The sequence below is a fragment of the uncultured Rothia sp. genome (assembly GCF_916049665.1).
In the GTDB taxonomy this organism is placed as follows: domain Bacteria; phylum Actinomycetota; class Actinomycetes; order Actinomycetales; family Micrococcaceae; genus Rothia.
The window spans coordinates 1-14,167 of sequence record NZ_CAJZIE010000058.1 but is presented as its reverse complement, the minus strand read 5'-3'; the positions used below and the strand labels follow the sequence as shown (position 1 = coordinate 14,167).

The following is a 14,167-nucleotide window of genomic DNA, read 5'->3' as shown; positions in this document are numbered from 1 at the left end:
CGAGATAGCTTCAGGTGACTGGAGTTCAGACGTGTGCTCTTCCGATCTAGTTAGCCTCTACTACCTCACTCTATGGTATCCCTTACCCAAACTCTAGCCAAAGGAAAAAGCGAAAGAACCAAAACATGACAAGATGACAGCGAGCGCGGGCAGCTTTCTCGCCCCCCCCTCGCCCCCCTCCCCAAAAACGGGGTCGAAAATTGGGGCGCCAGAATAGAGTGTACGAATAGGTTGCACGAACCGGGCGGTTAAATGAGATGAGGCACCGAGACCGTGCATCAAACCTCTCAAGTCGCAACTCTCAAGGTCTCATGCGGCAGTCTCGGTGCCTCATCTGCGGGTTCCCAAAATGGAACCTACCCAGTGCTCGTTTCCGTTCATGCGTCAAAGACGGGCGAGCACCGGGTAGGCGCCCTACGCGCAGGGGATCCTGGGTCCCTCAGATCCTAGCGTTCGCTGCTTGGCGCAATGCCGAGCTTTTCCACCCGTACTGAGACAGGTGGCGCAAACTCCCACGCGGCTTAGGGGCGAAAACTTATTTGCTTTCGCGGGCCGCCGAAATAGCGTCAGCGGCAATATGAATTGTTTGGTTCTCCTTAGGAATCACCAGAGGAGTACCAGTGCATGGATCAGGAATAATGACCGATTGCAGGTCAAAAACTTCCTGAATAAGTTCCGGTGTAATTATCGCACGCGGATCGCCCTGAGCGATAATCCGACCCTGCTTCATTAACACAACATGAGTAGCATACCTGAAAGCAAGGTTCAGGTCATGCAACACCACGGCTACCGTTCGACCTTCGGAGTGCAACTTCTTCGTCAGGTTCAGCACCTCAATCTGGTGCGTGATATCCAGGTAGGTGGTCGGCTCATCCAGCAGAATCAGGGGGGTCTGCTGCGCCAGGGTCATGGCAATCCACACACGCTGACGCTGACCGCCGGACAGCGCCTCAATGGGGCGTTCGGCAAGCTCCAGCACGTTCGCCGCCTGCATCGCCTCCACGCAAGCTTGCTCGTCCTCATCGGACCAGGAGCGCAGCAGCGACTGGTGCGGGTAGCGGCCGCGCGCCACCACATCCGCCACGGTCACGCCGCTAGGCGCCTCCGGGGTCTGCGGCAGCATCGCCAGGATCTTTGCGATAGCGCGGGACTTCATCTGCGGCAGCGGGGTGCCGTCCAGGCGAACCTCACCCTCCTTGAGCGGGTTCACACGGGCAAGAGCCTTCAGGGTGGTCGACTTGCCGCAGGCGTTCGGGCCCAGGATAACGGTCAGCTCCCCCTCCGGCACCTGAAAATCTACCCCGTTGAGCACCGTATGCTCACCGTAGGCAACCACCATGTTCTCGCCTTCAAGGCGGGTCGTCACACTAGTGTTCACTAGCCCTTCTTCCTTTCGAGGTAAATCAGGTAAATCAGGTACAGGCCGCCAATCGCGCCGGTCACCACACCCACCTGAATGATGCGTCCGGGAACAGCGAATCGGCCGATTAGGTCGGAGCCGAGTACCATGAGTGCACCCATGAGTGCCGCGGAGGTGAAGCCCACCCCGCCGCTACGAGACAGGGTCTTCGCGATGTGCGGTGCCGCCAGGGCGACGAAGGCAATCGGGCCGGTCGTCGCGGTCGCCAGCGACACCAGAAGCACACCAATAAACAGTGCCGCCACACGGTACGCATTCACGCTCACACCCAAACCGGATGCCACCTGGTCACCAAAACGAATCGCGCCCAGCGGGCGGACCAGCATCAGCAGCAGCGGAGTCACCACGAGCAGCAGGCCCAGCAACGCGTAGGTGCGCTCCCAGGTGATGTCATTCAGCGAACCAGCCAGCCAGGACGCCGCGGTCTGCGCCTGAGTCAGGGAAGCACGCACCACCAGCAGGGCGTTGAACGCCGCCAGGGTTGAACCCACACCAATACCGACCAGTACCAGACGGAAACCGTGCAGACCCGTGCGGCGCGTCAACAGCCACACCAGCACCGAGGTCGCCAAGCCACCAACCACAGCGCCCAGGGCAACTTCAACGGGGCCGGAATTGAACACAATAATCTGCAGCAGCGCACCGGTCGCGGCACCGTTCGTGAAGCCGATAATATCCGGCGAACCCAGGGCGTTACCCGAAATCACCTGGAAAATCGCACCCGACAGACCAAGCGCCGCGCCCACCAGAAGCGCCGCCACAATACGCGCCGCACGCTGCTGAGCGAAAGCCACAGCAATCTGCTTGCCCTCACCCATCAACGCCGGAATAACCTTCTCCGGGGCGATCTTATAGTCACCCTGCAGCATGCCCCAAAACGCCAGTGCCGCAATCAGCACCACCAACGCCACATTCAGAATCAGCACACGCCACGGCACCTGAGCACTCACAGGACCGCGCACCGTCAGCACCGGGCGGCCACCCAAATCACGGCCGCGACGACGCACCGAACGGTTCACGGAGGCGGTTGCAGTCGAAACAGCGGAAGAATTCGACATTAGAGAGCCTCCACCTTACGACGAGTCATCAAGAACAAGAACACCGGGGCACCGGCAAGAGTCGCCACAATACCCACCTGAGTCTCCTGCGGAGCCACCAGCACACGCGCCAACACGTCAGCACACAGCAGCCACACCGGACCCAACAGCGCCGAACCATAATTCACCCAGCGCACATCATTACCGAGCAGAGCACGCACCACAAAAGGCACCGCCAAACCCACAAAACCAATCGGACCCACCGCAGCAGTCGCCGCACCGGCAAGCACCGTCACCGCCAGAAGAGTCAGGTTCTGGGTCGTACGCACGCTCACGCCGAGGCTGGTCGCCGCCTCCTCGCCCATGCTCAAAGCATTAATCGCGGGAGCCACAAAGAATGCCACCAGCACACCCAGCACGATCACCGGGCCCACCGTCGACGCGATATCCATGCCGCGGCCCTCCAGCGAACCGGCAACCCACACGCGGAACTCGTTATACGCATCCTGATCAGCCAAAATCAGGCCCTGCGCAATCGCAGACAGAGCAGCAGAAATCGCCACACCCGCCAGAGCAAGCTTCACAATCGAGCCATCACGGCCACGACCCAGCGTGTACACCAGCACCGCAGCCAACGCGCCACCAATCGTCGCAGCAATCATGTACTGCCAAATACCCATCACGCCGAAAACCACCACGGAAGCAATCACAGCCACCGCAGCACCGGCATTCACACCCATCAGGCCGGGCTCAGCCAACGGGTTACGGGTCAGCGACTGCATCAGCGAACCGGCAACAGCCAACGCAACACCAGCCGCAAGACCCACCAGGGTACGCGGAATACGCTGCTCCATCACAATCGTCTGCGCCTGCTCAGAAGCAGTGCCATTGAAAACAGCCAGAACCTCATCCGGCGGAAGATTATTCGATCCGAACAGCAAAGAAGCAGCCACAGCACCTGCCAAAAGCACCGCAAACAAGAACAGAAAAGCCAGGCGCTTACCCAACTTCTGCCCCTGAATCACAGACCCCTGACGGGACGTACTCTCCTGCTGAACACCTCGGGACAATGAGCTCGTGCGGGCCACTATGCTCCTTATGCTCGATACAAGAAAACAGGGAGGCGCACCCCGGCACCCCACTGAAAGAGGGGGCACCCGGCACACCGGTAGATAACGAGAGAAACGCCGGAGCGGGCGGGTCACTCCCCCACCCGCATCCGACGTTAAGTCTTAGCGCTTACGGGCCAGCAGCAGCGCAGCGGCACCCACAATGCTTACGCCCAGAACCACCACGCCAACCCACGGGAACGCAGCACCGTAAGTCACGGTCTGCACGGTGGATGCGGTGTTAGCCGCGCCCGAAGCCGAAGCGCTCGGGCTCGACGCAGTACCGCGCGCAACAGCCGCAGAGGACGCGCTCGCCGAAGCGGTCGCCTTCTTCTCGCCCGCAGCCGCAGAAGCCGAAGGCGCAGAGGAAGCGTTAGAAGAACCAGAGGTAGTACCCGAGGAATCAGCCTCCGAGTTCAGGCGATCGTACTCTTCCTTGGTGATGGTGTTGCCATCAGCATCGGTGTACACGGTCTCAGCCTCAGCCGCACCGTTTGCGGAACCATTGGAGGAGCCGTTCGAGCCGCCGTTGGACGAGGACTCGTTGGAGTCGTTAGAGCCCTGAGCGTCGTCTGCAGAGTCGGAGTTGTTAGAGCTCGAACCGCTATTCGAGGAACCGCCGTTGCTCTTCGAGCTGGAAGAGCCACGGTTCGAGGAAGAACCCGAAGAGTTCGAGGAGGAGTTATCCGAACCGCCCTCCCCCACCACGGTGAACTCGGGGCTACGGTTGGTGTACGCCTCGGTACCCAGGTACTTGCCGTCCTTATCGCGCTTCTCGCCGGTCGCGAGGAAACGCAGGGTGTGGGTGCCAGCGCCAACATCCGGCAGAACGAAGGAACCGGAGACGTTGCCGTTGCTGTCGGTCTTCTGGGTGTGCACCACGCAAGCGCCCTGAGCTGCATCGGAGGGGCACAGATCGCCGTCATCCACCTTCACGGACACCACAGTGTTCGCGGGGAAACCGCTCACGCTAAAGGAAATCACTCCGTGCTCGCTCACCGAAGAGGAGACAGTCGAGGAGGTGCCGGGGGTCGAGGGCTTCGCGCCACCCGGAGGCAGAGCGGATGCGGTGCCAACGCCCAGGCCCAGCGCCAGGGTTGCGGCGGCGCAGGCGGTCAGCGCTTTAGAGGTCAGGGAAGCCTTCGGGGCTCCCGAAAAAGGTGCACGCATGGTGGTCCTTTCAAAAATTACCGGGGTCGAGCTGAACGCTACAAGATTCGTGTAAGTGCAGTTCAGAGGGTCTTGACCCAAGTGGTTCGTGGGGCATCCGGCCCACACCCCTGTTCAAGGGTGCGGGGCGTGAGCCGGTGCCGGTGTGAATGTGTGGTCAGAGAGCTTACTTCTTGGAGGTGCGCAGAATCAGAGCCGCAGCCAAAACCACCAGGCCAGCCGCCGAGAGCAGCAGGTTGTTGGCGTTGTTGACCACCCATTTGGTCAGGCCGGTCAGCTCAGTGCCTTCAATGACCGGGCCCTGTGCCTTGGTGCCTGCGGCGGAGTTCTGGGAGCCCTGCGTGTTCTGCGAGTTCTTCGAACCGGATACGCCCGCAGCCTTCACAGCCTTCTTTGCGTTAGCCTCGGTCTTCTGCAGATTGGTTGCCAGGCTCTTTTGCGCGCTCTGAACCTTCGCCTTCGCCTGCACACGGTTCACGACCGGAGCGGTGCTCTGCGAGAGCGCGGCGAGGGATGCGTCCACATCGGTGGCGCGGGTGCTGATGCGGCCGCCCGCGTTACGCATGGGAACCGGCGCGGTGGAGGTGCTGGTTGCGGGGTTCTCGTTCAGCTCTTCGACCAGCTGGTCGGTGGCGTCCTGCTCATCGCGGGAAACTTCCTGACGAGGGGTAACGGCACGTTCCACGGTCAGCTCTGCGAAACCGAGCACCGCATTTTCAGCGCCCTGGTTGCCGTTGTGAACGACCACGCGGTAGGTGGCGGCGGGCATGCTCACGCTGGTTTCGTAGCTGAAGCTGCGGTTACCGTCGAGGCGCTTCCAGCCGGAGCCGTAGAGGGTCTGCGGGGAGTTACCGAGGTAGGTTGCGGCGTACACCCAGGTGCCCGGCTCGGCGTTCGGCACGGTCACGGTCACGATGGAGCCCTCGCGGCTCACCTGCACGCCGTTACCAGCGGTCAATTCGGAGGCGTTGACCGGCTCGGGCGCATCACCGGGGGCGTACTCGCCAATGGTGAAGGTAGTGTTGATACCGCCCTGGCTGTTGGCGCCGCCGTAGGTTCCGGAGCGGTCACCGTCGCGCAGGCTACCGGTCAGCAGGCGCAGGGTGTGCTCACCGGAGGCGTACTTTGCGGCGTCTTCGTCATTCTTGAAGGCTGCGTTGTCGCGGGTGGGCAGGTCAATCCAGGTGTCGATGTGGCCGTTTTCGTCGGGGGTGACGATAGCCCAGATGGTGCGGTTGTCGTTGACTGCGGTGGCGTCGTTGCGGGACACCTTGCCGTCGTCAATCTTCAGACCGATAACGGATGCCTTCTTGTCCTCGGGGTTGCACCAGCCGTCACCGGTCAGGTGCAGCTTGCCACCCTGAACAGCCTTCGGGTTCTCGATGGTCAGGCGCGGGGTGAAGGAGCCGTCAGCGGGGGCGCAGGTTTTCGAATCTGCGCTGGGTTCGGGGGTCGGCTCCGCGGTAGGTGCGGGGGTCGGTTCTGCAGTTACGCTGGGGTCCGCAGTAGCAGAGGGGTCTGCGGTAGGTTCAGCGGTTGCAGAAGGCTCTGCGGTGGCGCTGGGGTCAGCAGTCGGTGCCGGGCTGGGGTCGCTCAGCGTAATATTCTGCGCCACAGATGCACGACGGTCGTAGGTGTTGCCGTCCGCATCCACACCGCCCAGGGAACCGGAAAGCACCTGAATACGGTGGCTGGTGCCCTCCACGGTCCAGCCCTTGTTCTTCAGCTGCTCAGCGGTCAGACCGGTGTTTTCGGGGGTCGGCAGAGCAACCTCAACCTCGAAAGTGCCGTCCTCGTTGGCGGTTCCCATGAAGTTCGCGGGCGAGTTGCCGCCCTGCTTAGTGAGCGGGTTAATCGCCTGGTGAGCCTCGTCAGGCAGGGCATCGAGGAACTTTACAGCGAACACTGCGCCGCGGCCGGATGCGGTGCTGGTGAATCCGGTTCCGCGCAGCACGAGCTTGCCCTCGCGCCACTTCTCGGTGGAGATGGTCACGGTAGCCTTAGCGTCCTGCTGGGTAGCGGCGGGGGTGTCCGCGAATGCGATGGTGGTGCCGGTCAGTGCCGCTCCGGGGGTGATGAGCGCGCCGGCGAGCGCCACGACGGCACCGTAGCGGGCTGCGGTGCGTGCGGGTCGGGTTTCGGTCATTGTGGTCCTTGAGGATGGTGTGGTGGGTCGTGCATCCCCTGCCCGCCGCTGGGGTTTAGGTCGCGGCGAGCAGGGGTTCAGGAAGCCTCGGCGGGTGATTACTTCACGCGGGGCGTTTAGAGCGGAAGTGCCTTCTTGACGTCCTCGATGATGCCGTTGAGCAGCAGCGGGCCGCCGGTGGAGGTCCACTTGGAGCCCTCAACCAGGATGACGTGGTCGTCCTTAACAGCCTTCAGGTTGGTGAAGCCGGAGGTTTCCTTCGCCTTCTTCAGTGCCTCTTCGGCGCCCTGCAGACCCGCGGTACCCTGGGCGTTCGGGTTCTGCTGGCTTGCGCCGCCGAGGGTACCGAGGAACATGTAGTCCGCGTCGATGGTTGCCAGGTTCTCCAGAGAGACAGGCTCGGAGTGGCCCTGGCCGTTGCGGTCCTGCGCCTCGGGGCGCTTGAGGCCCAGGTCGGTGAGCACCTGACCGGCGGGCAGTTCCTTCAGAATCAGGGCGGGGCCGTTACCTGCCCAGCGCACGATGGAGAAGGTCTTGTCGCCGTACTTGGGTGCCAGCTGCTCCTTCAGGGTTGCGGCGCTTGACTCGTATGCCTTGATGACTTCTTCGCCCTTGTCGACCATGTTCATGGCGTTAGCGACGTTGCGGAAGTTGATGCGCCAGTCGCCGCCCGCGTAGCCGCAGTAGACGACGGGGGCGATCTTCTTGAGGGTTTCGTAGGCGTCGGAGCGCTTGTCCACGCCGGTGGAGTCGACCAGGATCAGGTCGGGCTCGAGGTTGCCGATCTGCTCGTAGTTGACCTGCGCGACGGTGCCGATGATCTGCACGCCCTTGGCGCGGTCGGCGAGGTAGTTGGGCACGCCGGACTGGCCGCGGCCGGAGACGGAACCGATGGGGGTCACGCCGAGGGCGAGCAGGCCGTCGAGGGTGGGTTCGGAGAGGACAATCACCTTCTGCGGGTTGGCGGGAACTTCTACGTTCTCGTCGTCAATATCCTTGATGGTTCGGGTGCCGCCGTTACCGCCGGAGGTGGAACCGCCGGAAGTGGTGGTCGTGGTGGTCTCACTGCTGCAGGCCGCGAGGGCAAGGGCAGCCGAGGATGCGAGAGCCAGACCGAAGAAGGCGCGGCGGTTAACGCCCGATGCGCCGTGGTTCTCGGCGTCGGTCAGCTCGAATCGGTTGAAAGACATAGTTCCCCCTATAAATGACTAAACTATACCTAACCTTACAGATATCTGAGTGTTACATCAAGGCGGTTTCAGTTTGGCTTCTCTGGCCGTCGCAATGCCCGGTTTTACCGCGGAATTCCGCGGGTTAACATATTTCACGCTTTGTCATAGTCTTGCTGACACTATGTCACTTAAAAGGGGTGATTCTCCCCCCTCCCTACGCCCTCTCGGCGGTGACCTCATATATGCACCCAGGCACACAAAACGCCCCGCCGCGAGAATCCGCAACAGGGCGAACTCTTCACAACGGGGCGCATGAGGTTTTACAGATGCAAAGTTATAGGTGCGGGGTTATAGATGCAGGGTCATAGATACGGGGTACCATTCCCCGCGTGCACCGCTAGCAGCCGCAACCGCAACCGGCGCCGGAACGCTTGACCGATGCGGCCGCCGCACGCAGGGAGGCGATTGCCGCCTCCGGACCGCCGAGTGCCTCATCCACACCGTAGACCGAGCTACCGGCAACGAAGCAGGTTGCGCCCGCCTCCGCGGCACGCAGGATGGTCTCTTCAGTGATGCCGCCATCCACCTGCACGGTCACCGGCAGGTTCGCACCCTCAATCGCCTTGGCGGCGCGGGCAATCTTCGGCAGGGTCACGTCCAGGAACGCCTGGCCGCCGAAGCCGGGTTCCACGGTCATGATCAGCAGCATGTCCAGTTCGCCGAGCATGTCCAGGTAGGGTTCCACAGCGGTTGCCGGGCGCAGCGCCATACCCGCCTTCGCGCCCTCAGCACGCAGGGTGCGCGCCAGCTTGATGGGGGCGATAGCCGCCTCCGCGTGGAAGGTCACCGACTCGCATCCCATGCTGGCGTATTCGGGTGCCCAACGGTCGGCGTCCTCAATCATCAGGTGCACGTCGAACGGCACCGGCGATACCTCGCGCAGACGCTTGACCACCGGCGGGCCCCAGGTGAGGTTCGGCACGAAGTGGTTGTCCATCACGTCAATATGCGCGGCGTCGGCGGTAGAGATGCGTTCGAGCTCGCGCTGTAGGTTCGCGAAATCCGCCGAGAGAATCGACGGGTTAATGGCAATGCCCATTGTGTTGTCCTTACGTTGCACTCCCCCCGCGCTCGGCCCGCGCTCCGGGGAATGGAGCATGGGCCGGGCGGGGCGAGTGACGGTCTAATTTTGCGCGGGTTCGGGTCTGCAATTCCGGATCTGCGGGATTGAAACGCCCGGGTTTACGCCCGAGGCTTCCGGAGCCTAGTTCTTGCGCAGCAGGGCCAGGAACATGGCGTCGGTCCCGTGCACGTGCGGCCACAGCTGAGCGGTGGTCGCCGAGGCGTTCACGACCGGGGCACCCTTCTTGACCTTGATTTCGGGGGTGTGGCCGGGGTCCTTCTCCCCCGCCAGCACGCTCACGGGCTCGCCGTTCGAGTCCTCGGTGTGCAGGGCCACCTCGCGCAGGATGGCCGCCGAATCGAGCAGGCTCACCGCACCGCTTTCGAGCGCCTCGGCCACGATGTTCTGAGTCTCCGCCGCGTGCGGGGAACAGGTCACGTAGGCGATCACGCCGCCGGGGCGGGTCACGCTGATGGCCGCATCCAGGAGCTGACGCTGCAGGGGCAGCAGCTCGGCAATATCGCGCGGGGACTTGCGCCAGCGCGCCTCTGGACGGCGGCGCAGGGCACCCAGACCGGAGCAGGGCACATCCACCATCACACGGTCGAAGAGCTGACCGGGCTCAATGGATCCGGGCAGGTCGGAGGCGTTCTTGCGCAGGGTCTCGCGGATCTGGCGGCCGTCGCCGGTGAGTACCGTGTAGCTGTCCTCGGGCAGCGGTCGCAGGGAGCCTTCCACTAGCTGGGCGCGGTGGGCAGCTGCCTCGTTGGCAATCAGGGATGCGCCGCGCTGAATACCGAGCGCGCCGAGGAGCGCCGCCTTACCGCCGGGGCCTGCGCACAGGTCGAGCCAGGCGGTGTCGGTGCCGTCCAGGGGTGCTGCGGCGAGCGCGCGTGCTACCAGCTGGGAGCCGGCATCCTGCGCGCGGACGGTGCCTTCACGCACCGATTCGAGGCGGGCCAGGTCGCCGGATGCGTACAGCGCCGAGCCCTCGACCAGCTCGCCGTCGACGGCGCCCTGTTCGCGTGCCTCATCGAGGCTACCCAGGCCGGGCAGCGCAACCAGGTTCACCACGGGGGCGAGGTTATCGGCCTCAAGTAGTTGCTCGATTTCGGTGGCGGGGCGGCCGTGCGCGACCAGTGCCTGACGCATGGAACGCACAATCCAGGCGGGGTGCGAGGCGAGCAGAGCCATGCGCTCGGTGTCGTCCTTAGCCTCCTCGATGATGAGCTCGTACCACTCTTCGGGGGTTCGCTCGGAGACGCGGCGGAGCACCGCGTTGATGAAGCTTGCCGGGCCCGCACCGATCTTTTCGCGTGCCAGGGACACGCTCTGGTTCAGCGCAGCGTGGGCGGGAACGCGCATGTTCAGCAGCTGGTGCACGCCCATGCGCAACACGATGAGCGTGGTCGTGCCGACCTTCTCGAGAGGGCGGTCCACGCAGTGGCGCAGGATCGCGTCGTAGGTGCCCTGGTGGCGCAGCGTGCCGTAGGTCAGCTCGGTTGCGAAGCCCGCGTCGCGGTGGTCGAGGCGGTGGCTACGAATCGCCTTGGGCAGCACGAGGTTCGCGTAGGCGTCGGATTCCGCCACGGAGCGCAGCACCTCGAAGACGGTGGCGCGTGCGGTGTCTGCGGTGCGCGAGCGTGCGGAGGGTGCCGCCGCGGAGAATTCGCGGGCAGACATGGAGCGGCGGTTGCGTTCGTGGCCGCTCTTATTGCGCTGGGAGGTGCCGCCGCCACCGCGTTTGGTGTCGTCGTGCTCGGTCTTGGCGCGGCGTGCGGCGCGTTCGACGCTGGTCAGGCCGTCAAAACGGCGGCCGGTACGGGATTCGCCGCGGGAGTTGTCATCCCACTTCTGGGGGCGGCCCTGGGATCGCTGATTCTGGGAGCGCTGGTTCTGCTGGCGGTTCTGCTCATTCACACCAGCATCCGAGCCGGAGCGGCGACGCTTACGCTTCGCACCGCCCTCGCCGCTGCCCTGATTGAACTTACCCTGACCGCCGCCCTGGCTGAACTTGCCGTTGCCGGGCTTGCCATTGCCAGCGTGACCGGGCTTGCCGTGTCCTCCCTTGTAGGGGCGCTTTTCGTTGCTCATGCGAGTACCACCAGGCCTTCCGCCATGTCCTTGCCAGCGCCGCGAGCCCACGCGGGCGCATCCATCATTTTCTTACCGGCAGGCTGAACCTGCAGTAGCATCAGCGGTTCGGTACCGGTGCCGACCAGTACCTTCTTCGCGTGCAGACGCACCGCACCGGGTGCGAGGGGTCCGCCGTTCGCCTCGGTCAGGGACTGCACCAGGCGCTCATCGGCAACCGCGAGGCCGCCAATCTTGAAGCGGTTTTCACCCAGTTCGCACCATGCGCCGGGTTCGGGGGTCACGCCGCGGAAGCGCGCCAGAATCTGTTCGGCGGGTTCGGTCCAGGTGAGGCGGCCGTCGGCAATGCTCATCTTGGAGGCGTAGCTGACCGATTCGTCCTCGACCTGCACGGTGCCGCTCTCGCCGGCCTCGAGGCGTTCGAAGGTGCGCTCAAGCAGTGCGCCGCCGCTGGTGGCGAGGCGCATCAGCACGCTTCCTGCGGTGTCGTCGGCGACTACGGGGGTGGATTCCTGTTCGAAGGTGGGGCCGGTGTCCAGGCCCTCCTCAAGCAGGAAGGTAGTGGAGAAAATTTCCTGCTCACCGGCGATGAGGGCGCGCTGCACGGGGGCGGCGCCGCGCCATGCGGGCAGCTTGGAGAAGTGCAGGTTGACCCAGCCGTAGCGCAGGGATTCCAGCGCGGACAGCGGTAGCAGGGCACCGTAGGCGACCACGGCGGCTGCGTCAGCGTTCAGTTCGGCGATGGCCGCGGCGGCTTCGTCGTTCCAGCGGTTTGCCTTCACGACGGGCAGGCCGAGCTCTTCGGCACGCTGCGCGACCGGGGAGGGGGTGAGCACGCGCTTGCGGCCCACGGGGGCGTCCTCGCGGGTGAGCACGCCGACCACGCGCACCTTATCGGAGTTCGCGAGGTAGTCGAGCGGGGGCACGGCGACGTCGGGGGTGCCTGCGTAAATAATGTTGAGCATCTGAGCCTACTTTCCGAAGCTACCGAAGGAGGAACCAGCAGAACCTGCACCGAACGCGCCACCGGCACCGAAGGCACCGCCCACGCGGGTTGCACGTTCGGTCACGGTCTTCGCGGCGACAGTGTTGTAATCTGCGGCGCGCAGGGCACGCATCACGCGCTGGCGGTCTTCACCCACGAGGCGGTCGATAAAAAGCTTGCCGTGCAGGTGGTCGGTTTCGTGCTGCAGCATGCGCGCGAACAGTCCCTCACCCTCCAGCACGAGGGGCTCGCCGTGGCGATCCACGCCGGTCACGCGCGCCCAGTTCTTGCGCGGGGTCGCGGACTTCTGACCGGGCACGGACAGGCAACCTTCGCCGCCTTCCTGGTCTTCTTCGCCGATCTCAAGCACGGGGTTGATGATGTAGCCTTCGCGGTCGTCAATGCCGCCGAAGGTGAAGATCTGCTTGGAGATGCCAACCTGCGGGCCTGCAAGGCCCACGCCGCCCACGTCGTACATGGTTTCTAGCATGTCGTCGATAAGTCGTGCCAGGTCGTCGTCGAAGACGGTGATGGGGTCGCAGACGCTGCGCAGCACCGGGTCGCCCACGGTGCGGATGCTCAGGATGGTCATGGTTCTCCTCTGCCGGCAGGTGCCGGGAATGTGCTTACGGATTTCTTTGTGGTGGCAGAACTGCGCTGGCGGTTTTTCCCAGCAGGCGCATTCTTCACAGCGGGCGCGCGGGCGCCGTTCTGTCTTGTGTTCTATTGTCGCCGATTCAGTAGCGCGAATCTAGAACGAATCGAGGCGTTGGGGTGAGGGCTGAGCCTCGCCTCCCTGGGCTCACCTCCTCAGGGGGTTTGAGCCTCTCCCCTACGCCCGCTACTCCCCTATGCCGCCCAGTCTTCTAGTCGGCGGGGGTACTACGGGCATGAGTGCGGGGTCTTCAAATTCTTGGAGCTGTCGATCGAATTCCCAGACGCGGCGCAGCGCGCAGAATTTGTACCAGTTGCGTTCGAGTACGGCGGGGTTCGCCTGCTGCGGTAGCACCTGCGTTTCGCCGAGTGCCACGCCCATGAGGACGGGCGCGTCGCCGTATTTCCAGGGTTCCCAGGTGCCCTCGTCGGGGTCAACGATGGATTCTTCGGCTTTGAGTCCGGCGACGAGCTGCATGACGACTTTTTCGTCGAGTGCTTTGACTCGGCCGCGTTTGTCGGTGCCTTTGGTTTTGTAGTCGATGATGCAGGTTCGGCCCGCGATTTCTGCGACGAGGTCGAGGGTGCCCGCGTAGCCGACGGTGTCGTTCCAGATGGTGACTTCGGCGGCGAGGGGGCGGGGCTTGAACGCTTCCCACCATTCGTCGAAGCGGTCGGCGTAGGCCTGTTCGCCGTTGATGATGAGCTGTTCGCGGCTTTCGTCGAGGTTGTGTTCGCGACCCATGGCGCGCAGTGCGACGGCTTCGGCGTAGTTGTGGACGCGGTCGCCTCGGGCGGCGGCTGCGTCGCGGTATCGTTCGGAGGCACTGGCTGCGTCGCGGATGATGGCGAATTTGAGGCCGTGGGATCCGGTGGCGCGGTAGGCGCGCTGGTCTTCGAGGGCGGCTTTGGCTGCCATGTACCCGTGCCAACCGCTGAGGTCGCTGGCGTGCTGTCCGATGACGGTGGTGATGGAGGGGACGAGGAGTTCTCCTCCGCGTTTGCGGGAGTACATGCGTCCGTAGTCGGTGGCTGCGGCGAGTTCGGGTGTTGTCACGGGGTACCTCATTCTCGGGTGGTTGTGTCCGCTGCGGTGGACTGTTGCCGGTGGGTTTGACCCGGTGGGCATAATAAAACCCCCGTTCCTTGAAACGGGGGTTCTTTGGTGCGTGATACTGGGTTCGAACCAGTGACCTCTTCGGTGTGAACGAAGCGCGCTACCACTGCGCCAATCACGCTTACGGATAAGACTATACC

General features: G+C 63.7%; 11 protein-coding genes and 1 tRNA gene. All 12 read right to left on the bottom strand.

Features of this window, described 5'->3' with window-relative positions; all coding sequences use genetic code 11:
* Positions 1–535: 535 nt before the first annotated feature.
* The gene (locus QZ540_RS06585) at positions 536–1,378 is read right to left on the bottom strand and encodes an ABC transporter ATP-binding protein (RefSeq protein ID WP_070634751.1); all 843 of its coding nucleotides are present in this window, start codon (positions 1,376–1,378) and stop codon (positions 536–538) included.
* Positions 1,378–2,478, bottom strand: coding sequence for an iron chelate uptake ABC transporter family permease subunit (locus QZ540_RS06580; RefSeq protein WP_294628605.1), 1,101 nt, complete (start codon positions 2,476–2,478; stop codon positions 1,378–1,380). The genes QZ540_RS06585 and QZ540_RS06580 overlap by 1 nt, the downstream gene beginning before the upstream one ends.
* Positions 2,478–3,410 (bottom strand): iron ABC transporter permease, encoded by a 933-nt coding sequence (locus tag QZ540_RS06575; protein ID WP_294628603.1) that lies wholly within the window; start codon positions 3,408–3,410, stop codon positions 2,478–2,480. Before QZ540_RS06575 ends, QZ540_RS06580 begins: the two co-directional genes overlap by 1 nt.
* Positions 3,411–3,689: 279 nt before the next feature.
* Entirely contained in the window at positions 3,690–4,736 is a 1,047-nt protein-coding gene (locus tag QZ540_RS06570; protein ID WP_294628601.1) for a plasmid partitioning protein, read from the bottom strand.
* A 166-nt stretch (positions 4,737–4,902) separates the two neighbouring features.
* A complete protein-coding gene (locus QZ540_RS06565) occupies positions 4,903–6,882 on the bottom strand; it encodes a peptidase (RefSeq protein WP_294628599.1) in 1,980 nt (659 codons plus the stop codon).
* A gap of 116 nt (positions 6,883–6,998) precedes the next feature.
* Positions 6,999–8,072 carry an iron-siderophore ABC transporter substrate-binding protein gene (locus tag QZ540_RS06560; RefSeq protein WP_294628597.1) on the bottom strand — a complete coding sequence of 358 codons (1,074 nt, stop codon included), beginning with the start codon at positions 8,070–8,072 and terminating at the stop codon, positions 6,999–7,001.
* 379 nt (positions 8,073–8,451) lie between these two features.
* Entirely contained in the window at positions 8,452–9,153 is a 702-nt protein-coding gene (gene rpe, locus QZ540_RS06555) for a ribulose-phosphate 3-epimerase (RefSeq protein WP_294628596.1), read from the bottom strand.
* 165 nt (positions 9,154–9,318) lie between these two features.
* Positions 9,319–11,271, bottom strand: coding sequence for an RsmB/NOP family class I SAM-dependent RNA methyltransferase (locus tag QZ540_RS06550; RefSeq protein WP_294628594.1), 1,953 nt, complete (start codon positions 11,269–11,271; stop codon positions 9,319–9,321).
* Positions 11,268–12,236: a methionyl-tRNA formyltransferase gene (gene fmt / locus QZ540_RS06545; protein ID WP_294628592.1), complete on the bottom strand. Its 969-nt coding sequence runs from the start codon at positions 12,234–12,236 to the stop codon at positions 11,268–11,270. The genes QZ540_RS06550 and fmt overlap by 4 nt, the downstream gene beginning before the upstream one ends.
* Positions 12,237–12,242: 6 nt before the next feature.
* The gene (gene def / locus QZ540_RS06540) at positions 12,243–12,848 is read right to left on the bottom strand and encodes a peptide deformylase (protein ID WP_294628590.1); all 606 of its coding nucleotides are present in this window, start codon (positions 12,846–12,848) and stop codon (positions 12,243–12,245) included.
* A gap of 249 nt (positions 12,849–13,097) precedes the next feature.
* Complete coding sequence (locus QZ540_RS06535) at positions 13,098–13,967, bottom strand: PD-(D/E)XK nuclease family protein (RefSeq protein WP_294628588.1); 870 nt, start codon at positions 13,965–13,967, stop codon at positions 13,098–13,100.
* A 106-nt stretch (positions 13,968–14,073) separates the two neighbouring features.
* A tRNA-Val gene (locus tag QZ540_RS06530) sits at positions 14,074–14,148 on the bottom strand.
* Between the last annotated feature and the right edge of the window lie 19 nt (positions 14,149–14,167).

What these genes read in the sequence shown, in the direction of transcription:
- QZ540_RS06580 (WP_294628605.1), bottom strand. Translation starts at nt 2,478, where the DNA reads ATGTCGAATTCTTCCGCTGTTTCGACTGCAACCGCCTCCGTGAACCGT.
- QZ540_RS06570 (WP_294628601.1), bottom strand. Translation starts at nt 4,736, where the DNA reads ATGCGTGCACCTTTTTCGGGAGCCCCGAAGGCTTCCCTGACCTCTAAA.
- QZ540_RS06565 (WP_294628599.1), bottom strand. Translation starts at nt 6,882, where the DNA reads ATGACCGAAACCCGACCCGCACGCACCGCAGCCCGCTACGGTGCCGTC.
- QZ540_RS06560 (WP_294628597.1), bottom strand. Translation starts at nt 8,072, where the DNA reads ATGTCTTTCAACCGATTCGAGCTGACCGACGCCGAGAACCACGGCGCA.
- rpe (WP_294628596.1), bottom strand. Translation starts at nt 9,153, where the DNA reads ATGGGCATTGCCATTAACCCGTCGATTCTCTCGGCGGATTTCGCGAAC.
- QZ540_RS06550 (WP_294628594.1), bottom strand. Translation starts at nt 11,271, where the DNA reads ATGAGCAACGAAAAGCGCCCCTACAAGGGAGGACACGGCAAGCCCGGT.
- fmt (WP_294628592.1), bottom strand. Translation starts at nt 12,236, where the DNA reads ATGCTCAACATTATTTACGCAGGCACCCCCGACGTCGCCGTGCCCCCG.
- def (WP_294628590.1), bottom strand. Translation starts at nt 12,848, where the DNA reads ATGACCATCCTGAGCATCCGCACCGTGGGCGACCCGGTGCTGCGCAGC.